Annotated in this window: 19 protein-coding genes; 7 read left to right on the top strand and 12 right to left on the bottom strand. The window is 65.2% G+C overall.

Annotation, left to right across the window (positions count from 1 at the left end):
- Positions 1–166 precede the first annotated feature (166 nt).
- The 10 genes from P2T60_RS09365 to P2T60_RS09320 all read right to left on the bottom strand — a co-directional run bounded on the left by P2T60_RS09365 (position 167) and on the right by P2T60_RS09320 (position 12397).
- Positions 167–487: a DUF8022 family protein gene (locus P2T60_RS09365; protein ID WP_337250820.1), complete on the bottom strand. Its 321-nt coding sequence runs from the start codon at positions 485–487 to the stop codon at positions 167–169.
- A complete protein-coding gene (locus P2T60_RS09360; protein ID WP_420028677.1) occupies positions 468–2012 on the bottom strand; it encodes an acyl-CoA carboxylase subunit beta in 1545 nt (514 codons plus the stop codon). The genes P2T60_RS09365 and P2T60_RS09360 overlap by 20 nt, the downstream gene beginning before the upstream one ends.
- 96 nt (positions 2013–2108) lie before the next feature.
- A complete protein-coding gene (locus P2T60_RS09355) occupies positions 2109–3449 on the bottom strand; it encodes a sodium-dependent transporter (RefSeq protein WP_276278981.1) in 1341 nt (446 codons plus the stop codon).
- Between the two features lie 239 nt (positions 3450–3688).
- Positions 3689–5023, bottom strand: coding sequence for a sodium-dependent transporter (locus P2T60_RS09350; protein WP_276278980.1), 1335 nt, complete (start codon positions 5021–5023; stop codon positions 3689–3691).
- 117 nt (positions 5024–5140) lie between these two features.
- The gene (locus P2T60_RS09345; RefSeq protein ID WP_276278979.1) at positions 5141–5869 is read right to left on the bottom strand and encodes an SDR family NAD(P)-dependent oxidoreductase; all 729 of its coding nucleotides are present in this window, start codon (positions 5867–5869) and stop codon (positions 5141–5143) included.
- Between the two features lie 190 nt (positions 5870–6059).
- Positions 6060–7019 carry an NADPH:quinone reductase gene (locus P2T60_RS09340; RefSeq protein ID WP_276278978.1) on the bottom strand — a complete coding sequence of 320 codons (960 nt, stop codon included), beginning with the start codon at positions 7017–7019 and terminating at the stop codon, positions 6060–6062.
- 407 nt (positions 7020–7426) lie between these two features.
- Positions 7427–8212 carry a sugar phosphate isomerase/epimerase family protein gene (locus P2T60_RS09335; RefSeq protein ID WP_276278977.1) on the bottom strand — a complete coding sequence of 262 codons (786 nt, stop codon included), beginning with the start codon at positions 8210–8212 and terminating at the stop codon, positions 7427–7429.
- On the bottom strand, positions 8209–9825 hold the full coding sequence (locus tag P2T60_RS09330) for an HAD-IIA family hydrolase (RefSeq protein WP_276278976.1): 1617 nt from the start codon (positions 9823–9825) through the stop codon (positions 8209–8211). Before P2T60_RS09330 ends, P2T60_RS09335 begins: the two co-directional genes overlap by 4 nt.
- Before the next feature lie 174 nt (positions 9826–9999).
- Complete coding sequence (locus P2T60_RS09325) at positions 10000–10887, bottom strand: glycerophosphodiester phosphodiesterase (protein WP_276278975.1); 888 nt, start codon at positions 10885–10887, stop codon at positions 10000–10002.
- 82 nt (positions 10888–10969) lie between these two features.
- The gene (locus tag P2T60_RS09320; RefSeq protein WP_276278974.1) at positions 10970–12397 is read right to left on the bottom strand and encodes a CDP-glycerol glycerophosphotransferase family protein; all 1428 of its coding nucleotides are present in this window, start codon (positions 12395–12397) and stop codon (positions 10970–10972) included.
- Between the two features lie 198 nt (positions 12398–12595).
- On the opposite strand from P2T60_RS09320, the gene P2T60_RS09315 reads away from it, so the two are divergent.
- The 4 genes from P2T60_RS09315 (at position 12596) to P2T60_RS09300 (ending at position 15664) form a co-directional block, all read left to right on the top strand.
- Positions 12596–13789, top strand: a complete 1194-nt coding sequence (locus P2T60_RS09315) for a redox-regulated ATPase YchF (protein ID WP_276278973.1) — start codon at positions 12596–12598, stop codon at positions 13787–13789.
- A gap of 539 nt (positions 13790–14328) precedes the next feature.
- Positions 14329–14880, top strand: a complete 552-nt coding sequence (locus P2T60_RS09310; protein WP_276278972.1) for a hypothetical protein — start codon at positions 14329–14331, stop codon at positions 14878–14880.
- Between the two features lie 185 nt (positions 14881–15065).
- A complete protein-coding gene (locus P2T60_RS09305) occupies positions 15066–15458 on the top strand; it encodes a nuclear transport factor 2 family protein (protein WP_276278971.1) in 393 nt (130 codons plus the stop codon).
- Positions 15459–15541: 83 nt separating this feature from the next.
- Positions 15542–15664, top strand: coding sequence for a hypothetical protein (locus P2T60_RS09300; protein ID WP_276278970.1), 123 nt, complete (start codon positions 15542–15544; stop codon positions 15662–15664).
- Positions 15665–15684: 20 nt separating this feature from the next.
- On the opposite strand, the gene P2T60_RS09295 is transcribed toward P2T60_RS09300, so the two are convergent.
- Both P2T60_RS09295 and P2T60_RS09290 read right to left on the bottom strand, forming a co-directional pair.
- Positions 15685–16428 (bottom strand): SDR family NAD(P)-dependent oxidoreductase, encoded by a 744-nt coding sequence (locus tag P2T60_RS09295; protein ID WP_276278969.1) that lies wholly within the window; start codon positions 16426–16428, stop codon positions 15685–15687.
- A gap of 158 nt (positions 16429–16586) precedes the next feature.
- On the bottom strand, positions 16587–17540 hold the full coding sequence (locus tag P2T60_RS09290) for a zinc-dependent metalloprotease (protein WP_276278968.1): 954 nt from the start codon (positions 17538–17540) through the stop codon (positions 16587–16589).
- A 962-nt stretch (positions 17541–18502) separates the two neighbouring features.
- On the opposite strand from P2T60_RS09290, the gene P2T60_RS09285 reads away from it, so the two are divergent.
- The 3 genes from P2T60_RS09285 to P2T60_RS09275 all read left to right on the top strand — a co-directional run bounded on the left by P2T60_RS09285 (position 18503) and on the right by P2T60_RS09275 (position 23242).
- Positions 18503–19732, top strand: coding sequence for a Cdc6/Cdc18 family protein (locus tag P2T60_RS09285; protein ID WP_276278967.1), 1230 nt, complete (start codon positions 18503–18505; stop codon positions 19730–19732).
- A 94-nt stretch (positions 19733–19826) separates the two neighbouring features.
- Complete coding sequence (locus P2T60_RS09280) at positions 19827–20003, top strand: DUF7501 family protein (protein ID WP_276278966.1); 177 nt, start codon at positions 19827–19829, stop codon at positions 20001–20003.
- A 539-nt stretch (positions 20004–20542) separates the two neighbouring features.
- Positions 20543–23242 carry an AAA domain-containing protein gene (locus P2T60_RS09275; RefSeq protein WP_276278965.1) on the top strand — a complete coding sequence of 900 codons (2700 nt, stop codon included), beginning with the start codon at positions 20543–20545 and terminating at the stop codon, positions 23240–23242.
- Positions 23243–23590: the final 348 nt, after the last annotated feature.

Below are 23590 nucleotides of genomic sequence, written 5' to 3'. Positions count from 1 at the left end.
CAAACAAATACGTTTGCGAAAGGACGATATACGTTTCTCCGGCGCGTCGGGACCGTTCGGTCCCGACGCGCCTTCAGAACCGGTCGGACGGTCCCGACGCGCCTTCAGAACCGGTCGGACGGTCCCGACGCGCCTTCAGAACCGGTCGGACGGTCCCGACGCGCCTTCAGAACCGGTCGGTCCGCCCGGAGGCGGCCCACGCGTTCGTGGGCGCGCCCTCGGGTACGCGCGCCGCGCGGCCCTGCAACCCACGCAGGCGACCCGCGAACGACCAGCGTTCGTCTTGCCACGTCTCTTCGTCGCTCTCGGCGGCGGCCGCGGCCGCCGCCTCCTGCGCCCGGAGGTGAGCGCCGATTGCGGCGGCGATGGCGGCGGCCTCCTCGTCGGTAGCGTCGTCCGGGATGGTCACGTCCACGCCGTCGAGCGGTCCGGCGTCGGCCTCGTCTACGGACTCGGCCGTCGTCTCCTCAGAGCGGGATGTTGCCATGTTTCTTGTCGGGTTGCTCGTCGCGCTTGCTTGCGAGCATTTCGAGGTCGTCTATCAGGCGCGGGCGAGTGTCTTGGGGTTCGATAACGTCGTCCACGTAGCCGAGGTCCGCGACGGTGTAGGGGTTGGCGAACTCGTCGCGGTACTCGTCGATGAGTTCCTGTCGGCGGGCCTCGGGGTCGTCGGCCTCCTCCAGTTCGTCGTCGTAGAGGATGTTGACCGCGCCCTGCGGTCCCATCACCGCGATTTCGGCGGTGGGCCACGCGTAGTTCACGTCCGCGCCGATGTGTTTCGACGCCATCACGTCGTAGGCTCCGCCGTAGGCCTTCCGCGTGATGACGGTCATCAGCGGCACCGTGGCCTCCGAGTAGGCGTAGAGCAGTTTCGCCCCGTGGCGGATGATGCCGCCGTGTTCTTGGTCGGTGCCGGGCATGAATCCGGGCACGTCCACGAACGTCAGAATCGGGATGTTGAACGAGTCGCAGAATCGGACGAAGCGCGCGCCCTTCTCCGAGGACTCGATGTCCAGCGTTCCGGCGTTCACGCGGGGCTGGTTGGCGACGATGCCGACCGACCGCCCGTCGAGTCGCGCGAACCCGACGACGATGTTCTTGGCGTAGCCCGCTTGGACCTCGAAGAACGAGTCTTCGTCCACCACGCCGTCGATGACCCGCGTCATGTCGTAGGGCTTTTTGGGTTGGTCGGGGACGATGGACGTGAGTTCCTCGTCGCGTCGTTCGGGGTCGTCCCACGGTTCGACCCGCGGCGGGTCCTCGACGTTGTTCTGCGGGACGTACGACAGCAGGCGGCGGATGTCGTCTAACGCCTCCTCCTCGTCTTTCTCGGCGAAGTGGGCCACCCCGGAAGTCGATTCGTGGGTCTTCGCGCCGCCCAACTCCTCGAAGGTGACTTCCTCGCCCGTCACCGTCTCGATAACGTCCGGGCCGGTGATGAACATGTGGCTGGTGTCTTGGACCATGAACACGAAGTCCGTGATGGCGGGCGAGTAGACCGCACCGCCCGCGCAGGGTCCCATGATGGCCGAAATCTGGGGGATGACGCCCGAGGCTTCGGTGTTGCGCCGGAAGATTTCGGCGTACCCGGCGAGCGACGAGACGCCCTCCTGAATCCGGGCACCCGCCGAGTCGTTCAGGCCGACGACGGGCGCGCCGACTTCCATCGCCTTGTCCATCACCTTACACACCTTCTCGGCGAACACCTCGCCGAGCGACCCGCCGAAGACGGTGAAGTCGTGGGCGAAGACGAACACCTTCCGGCCGTTGACCTCGCCGTACCCCGTCACCACGCCGTCGCCTTTGATTTGCTTTTCTTCCATCCCGAAGTTGTGGCTCCGGTGGGTTCGGAGTTGGTCGAACTCGTTGAAGGTGCCGTCGTCCAAGAAGTAGTCGATGCGCTCGCGCGCGGTCATCTTTCCCTTCTCGTGCTGGGACTCGATTCGGTCCTCGCCGCCGCCCTGCAAGGCTTCCTCGCGCAACTCGCGGAGTTCTTCGATTTTGTCTTCCATCGTCATACTCGTCGAACCCTCCGATGGCAACTCATTGGGCGATTTGAGAACTACGGGCGGGAAAAGGTTTCCTAAAAAGGAGTTGTTTGCGGTCGCTCACCCCGGAAGCGAGACGCCCGCCACCGCCAGCAGATTCACCACGAGCGTCCCGAGCAGGAACAGCGGCAGAATCGTCCGGATCGACCAGAGCCACGCCGGGCCGAGCGACCGGACGCGCGGCCCCGCGCCCGACGAGAACTCGGCCACGGCGTCCTTGCCGAGGACCCACCCGACGAACACCAGAAAGCCCGCGAGTCCGGCGGTCAGCATCAGGTCCACGAGCGTACTCGCCACGAAGTCGAACAGCGCCGGGGTGAGCGCGTTCGCCGACCCGGTGACGAGGACGAGACCCGCCAGCGCGCCGGTCGCGGTCCGTCGCTCCATCCCGTACTCGTCCACGAGATACGCGACCGGGATTTCGAGCATGCTGATGGACGACGACAGCGCCGCGAGGACGATGACGCCGAAGAACGCGATTGCGAGGACCTGACCGAAGGGAACCTGCGTGAACGCACCTGCGAGGCTGACGAACAGCGCGCCCGGACCGCCGCCCGCGGCCGGACCGGTCAGTTCGCCCACCGTCGCAAACAGAAGCGGGAAGACGACCAAGCCCGCGAGGACGCCGATGCCGGTGTTCAACACCGCGATGACGCTCCCGTCGAACGCGAGGTTGTGGTCGTCGCCCAGATACGAGGCGTAGGTAATCATCGTGCCGACGCCGAGCGAGAGGGTGAACAGCGCCTGTCCCGCCGCCGCGCCGAGCACGTCGAAGAAGTTGGCCCGGAGGTAGGCGGCGTCGAAGTCGAGGTAGAACGACAGGCCCGCGTCCGCGCCCGAGCGCGTGACCGCCCACGCCGCGAGCGCGACCAGCAGGACCACGATTGCGGGCATCATCACCTTCGTCGCCTTCTCGATGCCGTCCCGGACGCCCCCGACGACGACCAGTGCCGTCAGCGCGAGGAAGGCGACGTGGAACCCGGCGGCCTGCGCGCCGAAGTCGATGACCCCGAAGTAGTCGCCGGGCGACCCGAAGTACGCGCCGGTGAAACTGGCGAGGAAGTACCGGAGAATCCACCCGCCGACGACGCTGTAGAACGACAGCAGGACGATTGCGGTCACGACGCCGAACAGACCCACCGCGCCCCACGACTTCGACCCGGAGGAGAGTCGGAAGAGCGCGCCCGCCGGGTTGCGCTGAGAGCGCCGCCCGATGACGAACTCAGCGAGCAGGCCGGGGACCCCGACCAGCAGGATGATTCCGAGGTAGACGACCAGAAACGCGCTCCCGCCGTTCTCCGCGGTCATCCACGGGAAGCGCCAGACGTTGCCTAAGCCGACGGCGCTCCCGACTGCGGCGAGGATGAAGCCGAGTCGCGTGCGCCACGATTCGCGTGTCATTGCGACACACTCACCAAGCCACTCCCAAGAGGCTTTCGAGTTTGAAATCGTAACTTCGGATTTTGCGCGGATTTCGTCGGGATATTCGTGATAATTCCGAGTCGAAGTCGTGGAGTGAATCCGAATTCGATTAGGATTCGTAGGATACGAACCGAGTCACCGTCTCGAATCTACGAATCGTAGCCGCGGCTACGGAGGATAGCTCCGAAAAGAACGAGGATAGTCGAACCGCGTCGGCCTTAGAAGTACGCTCCGTTGGTGAGACCCGTGTAGAGCGCGTCGATACCGAGGTAGAGGGTCACGACGACGGCGAGGGGAACGACGACCCGAACCCACCAGAGCCACGCCGTGGTGAACGACTCGCCAATGGTCGACCCACGGCCGAGTTCGTCAACCGCTTCGGTGTCGGCGACCCAGCCCACGAAGACGGCGAGCAGGAACACCGAGATGGGGAGTAGAAGCTTGAACACCACGTCGTTGTAGAAGCCGAGCCACGAGGTGCCGAACGTCGCGGGCACGCCGATGAGGGCGATACCGAGACCCATCGCCACCGCAGTCGTGGAACGACTGTACCCGTAGTTCTCGGTGACGTAGGACACCGGCACCTCCAGCAGACTGATGGAGCTGGAGAGGGCGGCGAACAGCAGGACGGCGAAGAAGACGAAGCCGATGGCGCCGCCCGCGGGGAGTTGACCGAACGCCCCGGCGATAGCGATGAACGCGGTTCCGGCACCGCCGCCCGCACCCTCCGCTCCGCCCGTTGCGAACAGGAGCGGGAAGACGACGAACCCGGCCAGAAGCGCGACCATCGTGTTGACGACGACGATAGCGCCGCCGTCGGCCGGAAGGCTGTCGTCGCGCCCGAGGTACGACGAGTAGGCAATCATCACGCTGAACCCGAGCGAGAGCGTGAAGAACGCCTGTCCCATCGCGGGCGGGACGATGGACCCGAAGTTGTTGGCGATGACGCTGAAGTCCGGCGAGAGGTAGTAGCTATACCCCGCGGAGGCACCGTCGAGCGTGGTGGCCCACGCCCCGAGTGCGACGAGGAGGACGAGAATCGCGGGAATCATGAACTTCGTCGCGCGCTCGATGCCGTCGGTGACGCCGGACGCGACGATGCCGATAGTGACCAGCATGAAGATGCCGTGTGCGGCGATGGCGGTGGGACCGGACGCCACGGAACCGAAGTACGCTCCGGCGTCACCGAAGTACGCGCCCGTGGCGCTACCGACGATGTAGCTGAGAACCCAACCGCCGACGACGCTGTAGAACGACAGCGTGACCAGCGTCGAGAGGACGCCGAGTCCGCCAGCGAACGACCAGTTGCCGTAGCCGAGTTTTCCGAAGGCGGCCACGGGGTTCTGCTCGCCGCGCCGACCGATGACGAACTCGACCATCATCGTCGGGAAGCCGATGAGGAAGACGGCCAGCAGGTAGACCACGAGGAACGCCGCACCGCCGTTCGCGGCGGTCTGGAAGGGGAACGACCAGATGTTCCCCAGACCCACCGCGCTCCCCACGGCGGCGAAAATAAATCCTATCCGACTCGTCCACGTCTCTCGTTGTGCCATGTGTGAGGGTAGCTTTCAAACAGGCGGATATAAACGGAACGATTCGAAGGAAGGCGGGCGGTTTTTGCCGGGATTTCCTGACAATTTATCCGGTGAGGCGCGAAATTTGACGAACGTTCAAGCTTCGCCGTAGACAGGCACCGCCGCACCGCTCGTGACGGCGGTGGCGTCCGAGCAGAGGGCCAGCACCGTCCGGGCGATGTCGGCGGGGTCCACCCACTTGGCGTGGTCGGCGTCGGGCATCATCTCGCGGTTGGCGGGCGTGTCGATGACGCTCGGCATTACCGCGTTGGCCCGAACGTCGCCCGATTCCTCCTCGGCGATGCTCTCGGTCAGCAGGCGGACGCCCGCCTTCGACGCCCGGTAGAGACTGTCGCCCTCGCCGCCTTCGAGCGACGAGCGGGCGCTGACGCTCACGATTGCACCCCGTTCGTCGTCGCTTCCGCTCTCGCGCAGGTGGGGCAGGGCGTGCTTGCTGGCGAGGAACGCCGTCTTCAGGTTCACGTCGAAGAGGAAGTCGAACGTGTCGGCGTCGGTCTCGGCGACGGGCGACCCTCCGCGCCACGTCCCCGCGACGTTGGCGAGGGAGTCGAGACTCGCGTGGTCGTCCACCACCTCGGCGACGACTCTCTCGACTGCCTCCTCGTCAGTGAAATCGCCCTCGTAGAAGTGGATGCGCTCGCGGTCGGCGTCAAGGCGGGCGTCCTCGTCGTCGGGTGCCACCACGTCCGCGGCGGCGACCGTCGCGCCCGCGTCGGCGAACGCCTCGCAGACTGCGCTTCCGAGCGCACCGGTCGCGCCGGTGACGAGAGCCACGTGGTCGGTGAAGTCGAAACTGACGCTCATGCGGCGTGTAGAATCTACTCGCAGGAGGTTAAAGAGGCGGGTCGGCCGAGCGTTCGCCGCCGATGGACAACTCTAGCGTTCTTAGACATGAGTAAATATATTTTTACCACATCTAAATATTGCTCTAGAAATCGTCGCGGTGGCTCTACGCTCCCGTCGCGTTCCGTCGCGCTCCCGGCGAGCGGTCGGACTACGGTTCCACGACCAGTTTGCCGAGGAAGCTGTTGTGCAGGACCGCCTTCTGCGCGTCCGCGGCGTGGTCCAAGTCGTAGCGCTTCGAGATTCGGGGTTCGAGGTCGCCCTCCGCGAGCAACCACGCGAGTTTCCGGAGAATCGCCGTCATGTCCGGCGTGTTGTACATGCTCATCAACTGGAGGCGCATCTCCTTGGCGCGGGCGGCGGCGACGTTCTCGAACCCGGCGGCGGGTTCGGTGTTGCCGATGCCGACCACGCGGACGCCCGTCGTCCCCACCTCGGCGTCGAAGTCGAGGTACTGGTCGAGGCGGTGGTCCAGAATCACGTCCGGGTTGCCCGCCGCTTCGACCACGGCGTCGGCGAGGTCGTCCCGGCCGTAGTCCACGGGGTCGTCCGCGCCGAGGTCTTCGAGTTGGTCGTGGTACTCCCCGGAGGCGGTGGTGACGACCCGCGCGCCTACGGCGTCGGCGAGTTGGACCGCGACGTGACCGACGCCGCCCGACCCGCCGTGGACCAGACACGTCTCGGCGGGTTCGAGTGCGGCGTGGTCCACCAGCGCGCGCCACGCGGTCACGCCCACCAGCGCGGCGGCCGCGCCCTCCGCGAAGTCTACCGAGTCGGGCAGTTCGGCCACGCGGTCGGTCGGCGCGACGGCGTACTCGGCGTAGGTCCCCTGCCGGTCGTTACCGAGCCCCGTACCGAACACCCGGTCTCCCTCGGCGAAGTCCTCGACGCCCTCGCCCGCGGCGTCCACGACGCCCGCGAAGTCCGACCCCGGAATCATCGGGAGTTCCGGCGGTTCGTAGCTCCCTTCCCGGAAGTAGGTGTCCACCGGGTTGACGCCCGCGGCCCGGACCTCGACGCGGATTTCTCCGGGTCCGGGGTCGGGTCGCTCCGCGTCTTCGACTGTCAGTACGCCCGGCCCGCCGTGTTCGTGGTATCGGACTGCTCGCATGGCGTCGGGTACGCCGCCGAACGTGATAAAATCGGACGGTAGGCGTAGGAGTTGGAGTATCTTGCTCGGAAGCGGCCCGCTCGCTACGCATCGTTGGACGTGTGAGTGCGACCGCAAGAGTCGCGGCGAAGAACACCTCGAAAGCCCCCGCCCGCTCGCTCCGACTCGTTACAGCAACCGCCGGAGTCATCGTGATGAACATCCAGAAAGCCCCCGCCCGCTCGCGGTCGCTGACCGACATATCCTCGCTCGCTTCGCTCGCGTCGGATAGGGGTCGGTCAGACGACCACGGGTCGAAGACCCGCGAGCGGGCGGCCCCTTTCATCCACCCAGACCGGTGGTTTGGTTCGCCGGACGCATCCCGGCGGTTGGTCGGCCGAGCGCGTCCCCGGCGGTTGCCGGGGAACTCAGAGGTACTCGTCCAGTTTCTCGGCGCTGAGGGCCAGATAGTCGAAGTCGAAGGTGTAGACCTCCACCGAGACGGTGCCCTCCCACCCTTCGCGGAGGGGTGCCAGCGCGGTCCCGAAGTCGGTCGTTCCCGACCCCGTGGGGACGTGTTCGTCGGCGTCCTCGCGGGCGTCGTTGACGTGGACGTGCGAGATTCGGTCGCCGTGGTCCGCGAGGAAGTCGGCCGTCTCGTCGGCGTCCATCCCGTCTACGCGGGCGTGGCCGGTGTCGAAGGTCATCGACGCCTCGGTTTCGGCAAACACCCGGTCGAAGTGCCGAACCGTGAACGGGACGCCGGGCAGGTTCTCGACGCAGATTTCCACGTCGCGGTCGGCCGCGAACCGGTCCAAGACCCGAATCGAGTCGAGCAGGTTCGGCGCAACCTCCTCCAGTTCCCACTCGGGCGGCCGGGCGCTGGTCCCGGCGTGGAGGACCGCCTTCTCCGCGCCCATCTCGGCCGCCGCCTCGATGCAGGCGCGCTGTTCGGACAGCGACCCCTCCCGGACCGCGTTCCGCGGCGACCCGATTTCGAGGTCCACGAACGGCAGGTGAACCAGCAGGTCCAGACCCTCCTCGGCCGCCAGCGACCCGACCGCGTTCGGGTCGAGTCGCGTGCGCTCGGTCGCTCCGTCCATGTACAGTTCCGCGAAGTCGAACCCAATTCTGGAGGCCGACCGGAGCGCCTCGTCCCACGGGACCGCGCCGGTGTGCGTCTGGGTGACGTACCCCCGGCGAACCTCGCTCACTCGTCGCCACCTCCGCCGCGCTCGGCCGACGCGATTCGTTCGCCGTGGGAGTCGGTGCGCTCGTCGGATTCGGCTTCCGGGGTCTCCCCGACGAACTCGCTCAACGCGGCGACGGTCGGCGCGACCAGCGACGGCGACCGGTCGCTGGCCTCAACGTCGACGCGGGTCGCGTCGCCCGACAGCACGCACACCGACTCACACCCGACGTTCTCCGCGAGTTGCACGTCGGTCTCCAGTCGGTCGCCGACCACGGCAACCTCGTCGGGCGCGTACCCCTCGGCGTCCAAGACCGGCCCAATCATCTCGACGTTCGGCTTGCCGAACACCCGGTCCGGTTGCCGGTCGGTCGCGCGCTCTATCATCGCGCCGATGGCCCCGCAGTCCGGGACGAACCCCTCGGCGGTCGGACACACTGCGTCGGGATGGGCCAGCAGGAACGTCGCGCCCTTCCGGACCGCGAGCGTGGCGTTCCGGGCCTTCTCGTAGGTGAGTTCGGTGTCGAACCCGACCACGACCGTTTCAGGCGCGTCGTCGCCGAAGTCCGGGTCCTCTACCACCTCGACCCCACGGTCGGCCAGCGCATCGCGCATCGTCTCGGTCCCGAGGACGAACACGCCGTCCGGGTCGGTGCGCCGGAGGTGCTGGAGAACCCCGTCGGTCGAGAGCAACACGTCTTCGGGGTCGGCCGGGACGCCCAGATTCGTCAGTCGGTCGGCGTAGTCGTCCTTCCACTTCGAGGAGTTGTTCGTCAGGAAGTAGACATCGACGCCCTGCTCGCGGAGCGACTCAATCACGCCGTCCGCGCCGTCCACGAGTTCGTCGTCCAGATACACCGTACCGTCCAAGTCGAAGAAGACCGCCTCCTTCTCGCCGAGGGGAGACAGCGAGGCGAACCGGCGGTCCGCGTTCCGGAGGTCCGCGAAGTCGTCGATTTCGACCCACCGGCGACCCGACACGTCGGCGGGTTCCACGTCGTGGTCCCGGTTCCTGACGAGGCGGTCGATTGCGGCCTCGGTCCAGTCGCCGAAGTTGCCCTCGCGTTCGACGGTCCGGGTAATCTCCTCGAACAGCGTGGCCGAGAAGTCCGCGGAGAAGCGATAGGCGTCGGTCGAGACGCCGTAGGCTACGTCTTTGGGGACGCCCTTGGCGATGTGTGTCACCCGGCCGTCGTCGCCGACGGTCACTTTCATCGCCTCCTCCGAGAACGTCTCGGTGTCGGTGGCGACGGCGCTGTCGGCGTCGGCCGCGAGCAGGTCGGCCAGCAGGTCCGGTTCGAACACCACGTCACCGTTGGTCAGGACGAACGGGTCGCCAGCGACTTCCTCGCGCGCCAGATACAGCGAGTACATGTTGTCGGTGTTGGCGAACACCTCGCTTTCGCGGACAGTCACGTCGAGTTCCGGGCGCGCGTCCGCGACTTCCTCACAGAGTGCGCGCACGTCGTCGGCCAAATACCCCGCGACGACCACCACGTCGGTCACGCCCGCGTCGGCGTAGGCGCTGAGTTGGCGGGCGAGAATCGGCGCGCCGTCCACTTCGATACAAGACTTCGGCTTCTGAAGCGTGAGCGGCCGAAGTCGAGACCCGATACCGGCCGCTAAGATAACCCCCATCACGAACAAGTCACCGCACCAGAAGCCAACGTCGTCGGTATTAACCCTATTGGCCCTTCTCGGCCCGACGGAGCGTCAGATTCGATATGCGATATTAAATAGGTACTTTGCGCGCGCGGAAACTCGCCCGACGGGACTCGCGTTCGACGCTCCGGGGCGTTCGGCCGACGCGGGTCAGTCCGCCGCCGTGCCGCCGAACCGGAGGACGCCGGGGTAGTCGGCGATGACGCCGTCCACGCCCGCCTGCCGGAGTTGGTCGGCCTCGTACCAGCGTTCGACGGTCCACGCGTTGACCGCACGGCCCTCCTCGTGGGCGATTTCCACGAGATCGATGTCCTCGTATGGACCGAGCGACCCGTACTCGGCGTTGAACAGCGCGGTGTCAGCTATCATGTTCCACGGCGGGTGGACCGCCTCGCAGTCGTACCGGCGCGCGACTTCCATCCCGTCGGCGATGGAGTCGGCGAACACTGCCGCGAGGGGGACCGAGGGTTCCACCTCTCGGACCGCCGCCAGCGCACCCTCCGCGAACGACGAGACCAACACGTCGTGGTCGGTGCCCGAGAGGGTCGAGAGAACGTCCTCGGCGAAGTCTTTCCAGAGGGCCTTCTGGTCGGCGCGGGCCTCTGGAGGGAGGTTCTCTCGGGGGCGCACGTCGGCCGACCCCGGATTCTTGAACTCGACGTTGACGCCGATTTCCGAGGGGAGGGCGTCCAACACCTCGTCTAACGTGGGGACTCGCTCGCCGGTTCCGAGGACTTCCAACTCCGCCAGCGTCTCGTAGGGCGTCTCCCACACCTTCCGGTCGGCGAGTTCGGCGGGCGCGTCCGTCACGCGGCCGAGAGAGGTGTCGTGAAACGTGATGATTTCCCCGTCGGCGGTGGGCATCACGTCGATTTCGACCATCTCGGGTCGTCCGCCGACGGCGACTCCGGCCGTCGCCTGTTCGACCGCCGCCACCGTGTTCTCGGGGTAGACGCCCGCGAATCCCCGATGTGCGATGAGCGATACGTCGGTTCGGTTCGGCGCGTCCTGCCCTGTCGTTCCGCTCGTGCGTACCATGTTGTCAGTTTTCGTGGCGCTCCCGCGCGGCCGCGCGAGCGCCGTCTGCCACCCTTAACCGAGGGTTGAGACGAAGTGAACTTCAAGGTTTCTTTTTCAATATAAATACTGTTGCCGAACGCAACCGAGACGATAGAGACCCCAATAGACTACGTAATCGGTCTGAGTCCGTCGATTTCGGCCGAACGCCGGTGAGTCGTCGCCCGACGAGTCGCGCGACCGACGCCGACCGGTCGGCGTCGGTCGCGCAGTTCGTGGCGTCGTCCGTGGTGCGGTCGGTCGCGCTCCGGTACGGGGCGGAGGCAGTCGCCGACTCGCCCGACACGGCGGGGTCGCCGTCGAGGAGTCGAGACCGAAGCGCCGCGCGCCGGTCGGCGTCGTGGTCGGCCGCCGGGTCGAGCGCCCGGTCGAGACCCGCGAGCAACTGGTCGAAGGTTCGGGCGACCGGGCCGGGCGTGACCTCCTCGTAGTCGAAGTAAAAGCCCCGGCGGGCGCGGTACTCCTCGAAGTCGTAGGGGTAGAACACGACCGGCCGGTCGAGCAGGAGGTAGTCGAAGTAGACCGACGAGTAGTCGGTGACGAGGGCGTCGGCGTGCCGGAGGAACGGGTAGATGTCGGTGGACTCGGGGAGTTGAACTACCTGCGAGAGACCTTCCGGGAGTTCGAGGTGGTCCCGAGGGTGGGTTTTGAAAACCAGCGTGGCGTCTCGCTCGGCGAGGAAGGCGTCGAGCGTCTCCAAGTCGAGTCGGTCGGCGACCGACTCGTCGGTCCACTCCCGGAACGTCGGCAGGTAGAAGACCAGCGACTGGTCGTCGGCGAGGTCGCCGATTCGGTCTAACGCCGCGGCGTCGGCACCGACTTCCTCGCCCGGAACCGCGCCGAAGAGCGCGTCGTTTCGGGGGTAGCCCACGACCGCCATTCGCTCGCGGTCGATGCGGAGACCCGACGCGAAGGTGTCGGCGACTCCCTCGCCGGGAACCGTGAGCAGGTCGAACTCTTCGGCCATGTCCGCGTGGGCGCGCCGGACCGGAGCGGGGAGGTCCCGAAACCCGGCGTCCCACGAGACGTGCTTGAGGGGGACGCCGTGCCAGAGCAGGACCGTGAACGCGCCCGCGGTGGCGGGCATGGCGAGGTCCCGGTGGCCCTGCGTCAGGAAGACGACGCCCGCCCGGAGCGTCAGCAGGAGGCCCCGAAGCGAGTAGCAGTGGTAGGCTTCGAACCCCGCGTCCTGTAGGCGAGTGACGACCTCGGCGTTCTTCGAGAGCCACACCGGTCGAATATCCGGACGCTCGGCCGCGACGTGGAGGTAGAGGTACTTCGCGTTGTCCGCGAACGTCGCGCCGCCCTGCGCGCCGAAGACCCACAGCGTCTCGTCGCGGCCGAGACCCGGCAGTCGCTCCCGGAGGGGTTCGAGGGCGCTCGCGCCGCGGTAGGCGACCCACTGCGCGAGAAACGAGGCGTGGCCCGCGAGCGACCGCGCGGCGTCGGAAGCGCGGCCGGTCACGTCCATCGTTGCGTCTCTGGAGTCGGCGACGGTCGGAGAATCATCACCGAACCCACGACGCCCGGCGACAAAAAGGCCGTCTGCCGTGAGGGACGTTGGCGTATCGGAGGAGACGGGTGCGTGCCACAGAGTACCGTGAGACCAAATACCGCCCGATTCCGGCAGTAGCAGGCCTTATTAACGCCGACCCGCCACTTCGGAGCAATGAGTTACAAAATCGGTCTCGTGGGCAAGCCCTCGGTTGGCAAGTCCACGTTCTTCAACGCCGCGACGATGAACGACGTACCCGAGGGTGCCTACCCCTTCACGACCATCGACCCCGCCGTGGGCGAGGCCTACGTCCGGGTCGAGTGCGCCGCCCCGGAGTTCGACGAGCGATGCACGCCCAACGTCGGCTACTGCGACGACGGGACGCGGTTCGTCCCGACGAAGTTGGTGGACGTGGCGGGCCTGATTCCCGGTGCCCACGAGGGCGCGGGACTGGGTAACCAGTTTCTCACGGACCTGAACGAGGCCGACGTGCTGGTCCACGTCGTCGACTTCTCGGGCACGACCGACATCGAGGGCGAACCCACCGAGGGCCACGACCCCCGAGAGGACATCGACTTCCTCGAAGACGAGTTGGACATGTGGTACCTCGAAGTGCTGGAGAAGGGCATCGACCGCTACGAGAGCGGATACGACGGTAACGACGACGACATCGAAGTCGAACTCGCCGAGCAGATGAGCGCGTTCCGGACCAACAAGGACGAAATCAAGCGCGAAATCCTGTCGCTCGGCCTGTCGCTGGACCCCGCCGAGTGGGACGAACAGGACCGCGAGCAACTGGCCCGCGAGATTCGCAAGACGACCAAGCCGATGGTCGTCGCCGCGAACAAGATGGACACGCCCGAAGCGCAGGCGAACTACGAGGAAATCACCAGCGACCCCGAGTACGAGCATCTGACCGTCGTGCCGGTCAGCGCCCACGCGGAGAAGGCCCTCAAGCAGGCCGACGAACAGGGGGCCGTGGAGTACCGGCCGGGCGACGGCGACTTCGAAATCGTCGGCGACGTGTCCGGCGACCAGCGCGAGGGTCTGGAAGCCATCGAGTCGTTCGTCACCGACTTCGACGGCACGGGCGTCCAGAGCGCGCTGGAGAAGGCGCTGTTCGAGGAGTTGGGTCTCGTCCCCGTCTTCCCCGGCGGCGCGAACGGTCTGGGCAACGAGAACGGCGAGGTCCTGCCCGACTGCTTCCTCCTGCCCGAGGGCGCGACGGCCGAGGACTTCGCCCACCACATCCACTCGGACCTCGGCGAGGGCTTCCTCCACGGCATCGACTGCCGTAGCAACCGACAGGTCGGCGCGGACACGGTACTCGACAGTCGAGACGTTATCGACATCGTGTCCACGAACTGAGAGCGTTCGGTAGGAGGGAATGTATTGCTGTCTCTAAGACGTATTTTTCTTGTTTAGAGAAAGGTGGAAGTTGCTTTCGCGCGCGGCAGGCGCGTCTGCGCCTGCCGCGCGCCGGGCCGACCAACCGGCAGGACGCGCTCGACCGACCAACCAGCAGGACGCGCTCGACCGACCAACCAGCAGGACGCGCTCGACCGACCAACCAGCAGGACGCGCTCGACCGACCAACCGGCAGTTTGGGTGGACGAAAGGGGCCGCCCGCTCGCGGGCCGCAGGCCCGTGGTCGTCTGAGCGACCACTATCCGAGCGAGCGAAGCGAGCGACGGATATGTCGCTCAGCGACCGCGAGCGGGCGGGGGCTTTCTGGGCCTCCATCGTGGCAATTCTGACGGGAGCGGTTGCAGTGTGTAGCGAACGGCCGAGGGATTTCTGGACCTTCGTCACGGTGATGCCGATGGTACGGTTCTCGAAGAGACAGACACCAGATAGCGCCGAGACCGATACGTTAATTCGCTTTCAGTCGCATGAGACACGTAAGCATGCGGATACGCGAGTGGAAGGACATCGTCGAGGACGTGGTCGAGAAAGACGTGGACCCCGACGACTGGCGTGCAGTCGGTGGCAAGCGCGCTGGCGGCGTCGGCGAGGACCTCTATCTCGGGCATCCGCGCGGGGGCGTCTACCTCCTGAAGACCTACGCGAAGAACCCCTACGAGGTCCGGGGCGTGGGCACGCGAGTCGCGCGGAGTCTGGACGACGAAATCGGGTCGTTCCTCCCCCAGCAGGAGACCGAAGGTCGGTTCGCGGTTCAGAACCCGCCCGAGAGCGAGGACGACGCCGAGGAAAAGGCCCGACACCTCGAAGAAGTCGTGAAGGCCCACGCCGACGCGCCGACCACCCCGAACGACTTCTTCGACGACATGATGGACGCGCTGGACAGTCCGGCGTTCGGTCCCATCGACTTCGACCGGTACGACCGGCCCGACCCCGCCGACGAACTCTCCGAACGATTCGAGGAAGCCGAGGACCTCCTGAACGAGGAGTTAGACGACCTCATCGACGACGACGACGTTGGCCGAGCGTTCCAGTAGGCGAGCCGGACGACCGGCCCGCCGATGATGGGACAATCGGCCCGCCGATGATGGGACAATCGGCCCGACAGTGGCAGAGCGACGACGACCGGCGTTCCCGCGTCGGACGTACGTGTCCGGTAGCGGACGAACCTGTCCAGTGGCAGACGAGTAGGCTTAAGCGAATCCGCCGACACCGACTTTTCATGAACCCGACCGAGACCGTAGCGGATTACTACGAGGCGCTCCGTCGCGGCGACCCCCTCGCGCCCTACTTCGCCGAGCGCGACGACGTGGTAAAGTTCGGCGTGAGCGAACGTCTCTCCGGCTACGAGGCGGTCGCCGAGGGCCTCCGCGACCAGACTCGGACGACCGACGACTGGGGCGTCGAGAGTCGCCGACTCCGGACGACCGACCGCGAGTCGGTCGCGTGGTTCACCGACGAAGTGGAACTGGCGTGGACGCCGACCGACGGCGACCGTCGGTCGTTCGACACCCGGTGGAGCGGCGTCCTCGAACGAGTAGGGAACGGTCCCGACCGGACCGAGAGCGACTGGCAGTTCGCCCAGATGCACGTTAGTGCACCGCACGAAGTGTAACCATGGTCGGACCACCTTCTGACGACGACCCACACCGAAGCGGGAGACGACAGCTAAAGGCCTCTATCGTCGTTCTCGTCGGCGTGTCGGCCGGGCTTATCGTGGTTTCGAGCGGCGGGTCGCTCCTCGAAGTCGGGGCCGCAGTCGTCGCCGGACTCGCCGTCGGTGCGGCGCTGTTGGCGTATCTGGTCCGGATTTCGAGGTGAGGGTCTGGAGAGAAGGGAAGTCAATCTACCGACGTGTACCGGTTCAGCAGATGGTGGACCGACTCCGGAAGCGCCTTCAGCAACCACCCGACGAGTCGCCACCGTCGCGTGACGTAGGCGTGGTTCCGGTCGGCCTGAATCGCGTCGAAAATCTGCTCGGCGGCGACTTCGGGCGGTGCGACCCAGAACGCGCCTTCGACGTTCGCCGATTCGGTGTCCACGAACCCCGGTTTGATGTCCGTCACCGTCACCGGAAGTCCCTCGGCGCTCGTCTTCTGTCTTAGTCCTGATAGGTAATTCGAGACGAATGCCTTCGAAGCGTTGTACGTCGGGGCGACACGGCCGCCGTGAAGCGCGCCGACCGAGGAGAGACCGACGAGCGTTCCGCCGCCCCGCGAGACGAAGTAGTCGAACGCGGCGTCCGCTATCGCGGTGAATCCGGCGACGTTCACGTCGATGGTCGTCTTCTTGGTTTCCCACTCCAGCGACTCGTTCGTGAAGAACACCCCCGCGTTCACCACGATAGTCTCCACCCCGCCCATCTCTTCGGCGAGTTCTCGAAGCCGACCCCTCGCCTCGTCGGTTTCGGCGATGTCCATCTCTTTGACGTAGCCCGCCGTCGGCAACTCGTCCGCGAGTTCTACGAGTTTTTCCCGCCGTCGAGCGGTGAGACCGACTTCGTGGCCGTTCCGCGCGAAGACCTTCGCCAGTTCCCGCCCGATACCTGCCGACGCACCGACGACGATTACGCCACCATCGTTCATAGTCGTGATTTCATGAGTTCGTGACGAACTTGGTTAATTTTTATCTTTTTGATTGAGCATGTAAAACGGGGAGAGCGAAGGGGCTAGAGGAATGTGAGGAAGGAATCCGAAGAACGTGAGGGAAAAGACCGGAAGAACGTGGGAAAAGGAGTCGTCGACTACGGACTGACCCGCGCCAGCCATCGCTCGGGGTCGTCCAGTTCCGCGTCGGTCGGCAGATTCTCCGGTCGGTCCCACACCACGCTCGCGCCCTCGATGCCTCGCCGGGCGGCCACCGCCTCGAAGAACGCCTTTCCGCGCTCGTACTGCCTGCGCTTCAGGCCGAGACCGAGCATCCGGCGGACGAGTCGGGAGAGGGGGTCGCCGCCCTGCCTGCGGGCCTCCATCTTCTCACGGAGGTCGGCGTACTCGTCGTCGAACGCGCCGTCCATCAGGAGTTCGGCGTAGCCCTCCACCGCAGTCATCGCGGCGTCGAGTTCACGGAACGCCTCCCGGTCGAGTTGCCCCTTCGCCAGCGCGTCGATTCCCGACTCCATCCGGGTTTCGAGGTGGTCCGAGAGCCACGGTGCCGCGCCGAACTCCGCGGCGTGTGTCACCTCGTGGAACGCAATCCAGCGCCGGAACCGGTCGTAGTCCACGTCGAGTTCGCGGGCGATGCGGTCGATGTTCGGTCGGACGAAGTAGAGGGCGTGTTCGTCGCCCTCGGCCAGCAAGAGGGGGTCGTACTGCCCGAGGACGTTCTTGCCCAGCACCGAGAGCATCAGCGACATCGTTCCGGTGTTGATGGTGCGGGCAACGCCCGGCATCACTTCCGGACCGTGTTCCTCGACGGGTTTCATCACCCGCCGGAAGGTGTCGATGTTGGCGTCTATCCAGTGGTGGCGGTTCTGCACTTCTACGACGTTGGGTACGTCGAACTCCGCGCCGGAAACCTCTTGCACGCGAGCGCGAGCGTCCCGCACGTCGGCCGCGTAGCCTTTCTGCTCGTCCTCGGACAACGCGAGCGAACCGGGAGGCGTCACTGCTTTCGCGGCCTCGGCGACCGCTTCCCAGTCGATGGGTCCATCACCCGACGCGTCGGCGATTGCCCGGACGCTACGATAGAGACTCACGGTTTTCAGTTGGGGACGTGTGGTCAAAATCTTTCTGCCGCAGGCGGCGTGTCTCGCTCGGACTCCGGCGTCGGGAGAGACGTTCGACTCGTCTCGTGGGGGGAGACACCACCGTCGCGTATGTAAGTGGTGAGAGAGGGGTACCGTGAGTCGCTGGCTTCGTCGGACCCTGACACCACTGTCGCGGATGTATTTACGGATTACTAAATAGAAGAACATTGATAACCCAATATTTGACTTTTGGGTTCTGAAGCGCCCTAAAACACCGTATTTACATCCGCGATAGTGGTGTGTGTCGAACTACTAGATACACACGCCGTTACAGACGCGACGTAGGTGTGTGACTCTCTCCCTCTTTTTCTTTTCTCTTTGCTTTCTCATTCCCTCATATAATTATATAATAAGGATAATAAGTGCGTATTTGTATACTATAATTTATTTATATGAAATACCGTTTTATGTATCGTTTTATGGTATGTTGTAAATTGTATGCGATACTAATTGTCTATTATCGCTATCTCATTCTCTCGTCTTTTCGTCTTCGCTGTCCTTCGTTCACTTTCTTGTCCGTGGTCTGGTCCGTGATTCTCGTCCGTGTTCTCGACTCCCGTTTGTTTCCCGCTTCTTTCTGGTTTCTGCCTTTTTCTCTTCTCCACCCCATCCTCCTCTCCCCTACTCCATTCTCCTCTCCCCTACTCCATCCTCCTCTCCCCTCGCCTTCTTCTCCCCGCCTCCCCTACCCACCCTTCCTTCGACTTACATCCGCGAGGTAGGTGTCTGTCACAATCAGTTTCCCGTCACCTCGTCCGGTCTCGCCCGACGGAACATCCGCGAGGGTACTCCGAAGGGTCGGTTCCTGCGAACTGGTTCCAAACCCTTCTAGTTCGTCGTTCGGTGGAGAGATACATCCGCGACGATACCCCCTCCATTTATGTGCTGAAGTGCGAAGGCATTCCCATCAGATGGCTACCGACGACGACGTAGACCGCGACCCGCTCTTCCGGTACGACGAACCGATATTCGCCGACGAGGACCTCCTCCGCATCTCTCACCTCCCCGGCCCGAACCGCATCGTCGGGCGCGACGAACACATGCAGAAGGTCGCCGAAGCCCTCAACCCTGCTATCTTCGGGCAAGAACCAACCCACCTCTTCATCTTCGGAAAGACCGGGACCGGTAAATCGCTCATCTCCCGAAGCGTCTCCAAGCGCGTCGAGAACGAGGCCCGCCACGAGGACGTGGACGTGGAAACGGCGTTCATCGACTGCGGGGAACAGACGACGGAAGCCTCCGTCATCAAGACGGTCGGCAGGGAACTCAACGAACCGAACGAGACCGGTATCTCGGTTCCTCAGCGAGGACTCGGCACCGGCGACTACTACGACCGCCTCTGGCAGATTATCGACGCCTGTAGCGACGTGGCTATCGTTATCCTCGACGAAATCGACATGCTCGAAGATGACGAAGTTCTCCGAAAACTCTCGCGGGCGGGCGAGAACCGCCGCGTCACCGACTCGACTATCGGCATCATCGGTATCTCGAACAAGATAGACTTCCCCGACGAACTCAACGAGCGAGTCAAGTCGAGTTTCGCCCACGACGAACTCGTCTTCCCGCCGTACGACGCCCACCAACTGGTGGACATCCTTCAGAACCGCGCCGACGCGTTCCGCGACGGCGTGCTGTCGGACGACGCGATTCCGCTCACGGCCGCGCTCGCCGCCCAAGAACACGGTGACGCGCGCAAAGCTATCGACATTCTCCGGAACGCCGGTCGAATCGCCACCAAGGAAGAGGACGAGGAAGTCACCGAGGAACACGTCTACGCCGCCAAGGAGAAGACGGAGGCCGACCGATTCGCCGAACTCATCGAGGGCGCGCCGACGCAGGCGAAAGCGATTCTGCTTGCGCTGACTGTCCTGACGGAGAACAAGCCCCGCGACCAGTTCCCCACCCAACAGATTTACCGGCAGTATCAGTCTATCGCGCGCAAACTCGACATGGACTCGCTGTCCGAGCGCCGGGTGCAAGAGATTCTACAGGAACAGGACTTCCTCAACGTCATCAACTCCGAGACGAAGGGTCGGGGTCGGGGCCGCGGGGTCCACACCAAGCATCGACTGCTCGAAGAACCGGAAATCGTCAAGAAGGTCCTGAACCGGGACTCCAGAATCGCGGACCTCGGTGTCTGAACGACGAGAATATATTAGGGGCATATTATCTCAACTTAGGTATTTTAGATATACCTGCACAGAATTTATACGCCAGAACGTCGGCGTATCGTGTATGTCAACGACCGCAACGTGGAACGACCCGAACGACTGCCCCTTCTGCGGCAGTGAACTCCAGAATCCCGGCGCGGCCTTCATAGACCACATCCACGAGAATCCGGACTGTGAGGCCGGATTCGAGACGTGGCGGAGCAACATCACCGACGACATCTGCGCCGGTTGGTCCGGGTAGCACCCGACTGGTTTTTCTCGGTAGTCCGAACGCCCGGACGGTAATCGGAAAGTTCCCGAAATCGTGACGACGCCGTGAGCGGCGTCGTCACGATTCGGAGCGCCTTTCTGATAGTCACAGCTGGAGTCCCCGCATCCCTTGATGGTGCGTCACGCTTGACCAAGGCAATATTAGGCAACCTTATACACAAATCATCAAATTAACTCTTCTTATAGGAAGGCTTATCACTGCGTCTCGGCTACCGACTCCTACGATGAGATGCCCCCAATGCAGCGGTAAACTCGTGGCCGCACGCGGTTACGAGTCGTGTTCGAAGTGCGGACACATCCCGCCCCACGGCGCGGACTAACTGGCGACCCCGCCGCACGACTGTGGCACGACCGCGGCACGACCGCACGACCGCACGACTGCCGCGCGAACCCGGCCGAGACAGTATCGCTTTCGACCAACCACTTCCTCCGTTTTCGACCGACTGCTTACGTCCCGCCTGCAACCGCGACCGACGGGGTTTTTCTACCGTCGGGCGCTACCACTGTTCCGTGAACGTCCGGGGAGAAGCCGTCGAGGTCGGAGAAGTCCGAACCGTCAGCACGCAGTACGGCGAACGCGAACTCGCCGAGGTCACGGTCCGGGAGGACGATGGACCCAAACAGGTCACGCTCTGGGGCAAGTGGACCGAGAGCGCCGAACTCCTGAAAGAAGGGATGGAGTTGCTCGTGACCGACGTGGAAGAAGGCGAGTACCGCGGCGAGACGACTTACTCCACCGGCAAGGACTCCTACGTCGTCGTGGAACCCTCGTTCCTCGTGGACGTGACCGACGTGCGGTCGTGGGTCCAGTGCCCGCGGATGTACTACCTCAACAAGTTGTCGGGCATCCCGCTGGCGTACCCCGTCATCAAGGGGACCATCGTCCACGAAGTCTTCGGGGACTTGCTCAGGGGCCGCGAGTTGGACGAGAGCATCGCGGAGCGAGTCGAGGAGGCCGGTCTCGAACTCGGACTGCTCGGGCGAGAACGCGACGAAGTGGCCGAGGAGGTCCGCCAGAACGCCGCCGCAATCGAAGGCTGGTTGGCCCAAGGTGCCCTGACGGAGGAAGACGACTGGCGGAGCGAGCAGACGCTCATCAGCGAGCGATTCGGCATCAAAGGCCGGGCCGACGCCCTCCGGCGCGGGATGCCCGTCGAACTCAAGACCGGCAAGAACCTCAAGCGCGACCCCCGGTTTCAGGACAAGATTCAGGCGGCGTGTTACGCCTTACTCCTCCAAGAGAAGGGGGTTCCGGCCGACACCGGAACCCTGCTCTACACGAAGAACTCGGCGCTCGACCGGACCGAAGAGGATGGGGACCTCTCGCCCGCCAAGGAGTTCTCCATCGGCGACGGTCTGCTGGACTTCGTGGTCCGCACCAGAAACGAAATCGCCGCGATGGAGTACCACGCCGTCGCGCCGACGGAGGGCGACACCGCCGAGGACACCGAAGGAACCCCCGGCGTGCCCACCGGTTACGAGGCCGACGCCACCTGCGAATACTGCTTCGAACAGGACGCCTGCATGGTGGTCTCGGGTCGCTTAGACCAGCAGTCGAAGGCGGGCCAAATCGGGACCGCAATCCCCGAGGAAGAGCGCGGCTACTTCGACCGCATCTACAGACTCATCGAGGAAGAGCGCCGGGCGACCCACGCCGAGTACGCCAAACTCTGGGAGCAGACCGCCGCGGAGCGCGCCGACGACGACCGGGCGCTAATCGGTCTCGAACCCACTGGCCGCCGCCAACTCGACGGCGGCCGATGGGAGATGCGGGCCGAACGCGCCGGGAGCGCGGTGTCGAAAATCCGGGAGGGCGACTTGGTGATGGCCAGCGACGGCGACCCGGTGAACGGCCACGCCGAACTCGCCCGCGTCGAACGCCTCGGCGAGGAAATCGTCGTCACCGCGGACGAACCGGTCGAACTCCGCCGACTCGACGTGTATCCGTCCGAACTCTCTGCCGACCGGATGTTGACGGCGCTCCACGACTTCCTGCTCAAGGGCGACGAGCGCCGGAAGGACGTGCTGTTCGGCCGCGCCGCCCCCGAGTTTCGGGACGCCCGCGAGACCTACATCGACAACAACGAGGGCCAGAACGACGCGGTGAACCTCGCCGTGAACGCCGAGGACTTCGCGCTGGTCCACGGCCCGCCGGGGACGGGCAAGACCTACACCATCGCGCGGACCATCCGCGCCCTCGTGGAGCAGGGCGAGCGAGTCCTCCTCTCGGCGTTCACGAACCGCGCGGTGGACAACGCGCTCGAAGCCCTGCGCGACCAAGGCTTCGAGGACATCGTGCGCGTCGGCACCGAGAGCGGCGTCCGCGAGGACATGCAGGACCTGCGCCTCGAACAGGCGGGCGACCCCGGGGAGCGCGTGGCGGAGTTGCGCGACGCGAGCGTGGTGGCCGCGACGACGGCGACCTGCGGGTCCCGAGTCGTGCGCGAGCAGTCGTTCGACGTGGCGCTGGTGGACGAAGCCTCGCAGTTGACCGAACCCGAGACTCTCGCGGCTATCAACCGCGCCGACCGATTCGTCCTCGTCGGCGACCACCAGCAACTCCCGCCGGTCGTCCGGACCGAGAACGGCCTCTCGACCTCGCTGTTCGAGCGACTCATCGAGCAGTCCCCGGAGGCGGGCGTGATGCTCGACCGACAGTACCGGATGAGCCAGCGGATTCAGGCGTTCGCGTCCCGCGAGTTCTACGACGGCGAGTTGCGCCCGGCCAGCGGCGAGGTGGCCGCCCAGCGACTCGCGGACCTCCCCGACGTTGCCGAAACCGAGGTTCCGGCCGAATTCCGGGGGAGCGGCGGCGTCTCGTTCGTGGACCCCGACGGGAACGTCGAGGGGAACACCAACCCCGCGGAGGCCGAGCGCGTGGCCGAAATCGTCGGGGAGTTCCGTGCGGCGGGCGTGACGGTCGAGGAAATCGGCGTCATCGCGCCGTTCCGCGCGCAGGTCGCCGAAATCTCCCGCCGCGTCCCCGACGACGTGACCGTGGACACGGTGGACCGATTTCAGGGGTCGAGCAAGGAGGTCATCGTGGTCTCGTTCGTCGCCGCCGAGAACCTCGACAGCCCGATTTTCGAGGACTATCGCCGGGTGAACGTGGCGCTCACGCGCGCGAAGAAGTCGCTGGTGCTGGTCGGCGACGAGGACGCCCTCCGGAGCGACGACCTCTACGCGCGGATGGTCGATTGGGCGTCGTGACCCGCCGGTGTTCGCTGTCGTGGGCCGCGGAGAACGGACACGAAATACGTTGCTAAAGAAAATGTATAGGTTTTTTAGAGGCCTCTGTATCCACCTCCCGGACGTAAAATTGTTGCTCCCTACGGAGGCGTCCGCGGTCGGCGCGGCGACGACTCCGACATCTCGCGCCGCGGTGACGGTCGGCCCTCGCCACTCGGACGGTCGGCCCTCGCCACTGCGCCGCCCAGTCGTCGCGGTCCCGTCGGTCGATTCTCCCCGCCGCGGCGTCCGATTCCGGCCGACTCGACGCCCGGTCGCCGCGGTTCCCGCGTCGGTTCGGGCCGCCACGCCGACGACTAGACTTCAATT

Source organism: Halorussus caseinilyticus, from assembly GCF_029338395.1.
Taxonomy (GTDB): Archaea; Halobacteriota; Halobacteria; order Halobacteriales; family Haladaptataceae; genus Halorussus; species Halorussus caseinilyticus.
This window is presented reverse-complemented; position numbering and strand designations above follow the sequence as displayed.

What these genes read in the sequence shown, in the direction of transcription:
- P2T60_RS09280 (WP_276278966.1), top strand. Translation starts at nt 19,827, where the DNA reads ATGTCAACGACCGCAACGTGGAACGACCCGAACGACTGCCCCTTCTGC.
- P2T60_RS09315 (WP_276278973.1), top strand. Translation starts at nt 12,596, where the DNA reads ATGAGTTACAAAATCGGTCTCGTGGGCAAGCCCTCGGTTGGCAAGTCC.
- P2T60_RS09350 (WP_276278980.1), bottom strand. Translation starts at nt 5,023, where the DNA reads ATGGCACAACGAGAGACGTGGACGAGTCGGATAGGATTTATTTTCGCC.
- P2T60_RS09320 (WP_276278974.1), bottom strand. Translation starts at nt 12,397, where the DNA reads ATGGACGTGACCGGCCGCGCTTCCGACGCCGCGCGGTCGCTCGCGGGC.
- P2T60_RS09365 (WP_337250820.1), bottom strand. Translation starts at nt 487, where the DNA reads ATGGCAACATCCCGCTCTGAGGAGACGACGGCCGAGTCCGTAGACGAG.
- P2T60_RS09355 (WP_276278981.1), bottom strand. Translation starts at nt 3,449, where the DNA reads ATGACACGCGAATCGTGGCGCACGCGACTCGGCTTCATCCTCGCCGCA.
- P2T60_RS09305 (WP_276278971.1), top strand. Translation starts at nt 15,066, where the DNA reads ATGAACCCGACCGAGACCGTAGCGGATTACTACGAGGCGCTCCGTCGC.
- P2T60_RS09345 (WP_276278979.1), bottom strand. Translation starts at nt 5,869, where the DNA reads ATGAGCGTCAGTTTCGACTTCACCGACCACGTGGCTCTCGTCACCGGC.
- P2T60_RS09330 (WP_276278976.1), bottom strand. Translation starts at nt 9,825, where the DNA reads ATGGGGGTTATCTTAGCGGCCGGTATCGGGTCTCGACTTCGGCCGCTC.
- P2T60_RS09340 (WP_276278978.1), bottom strand. Translation starts at nt 7,019, where the DNA reads ATGCGAGCAGTCCGATACCACGAACACGGCGGGCCGGGCGTACTGACA.
- P2T60_RS09310 (WP_276278972.1), top strand. Translation starts at nt 14,329, where the DNA reads ATGCGGATACGCGAGTGGAAGGACATCGTCGAGGACGTGGTCGAGAAA.
- P2T60_RS09285 (WP_276278967.1), top strand. Translation starts at nt 18,503, where the DNA reads ATGGCTACCGACGACGACGTAGACCGCGACCCGCTCTTCCGGTACGAC.
- P2T60_RS09295 (WP_276278969.1), bottom strand. Translation starts at nt 16,428, where the DNA reads ATGAACGATGGTGGCGTAATCGTCGTCGGTGCGTCGGCAGGTATCGGG.
- P2T60_RS09360 (WP_420028677.1), bottom strand. Translation starts at nt 2,012, where the DNA reads ATGGAAGACAAAATCGAAGAACTCCGCGAGTTGCGCGAGGAAGCCTTG.
- P2T60_RS09325 (WP_276278975.1), bottom strand. Translation starts at nt 10,887, where the DNA reads ATGGTACGCACGAGCGGAACGACAGGGCAGGACGCGCCGAACCGAACC.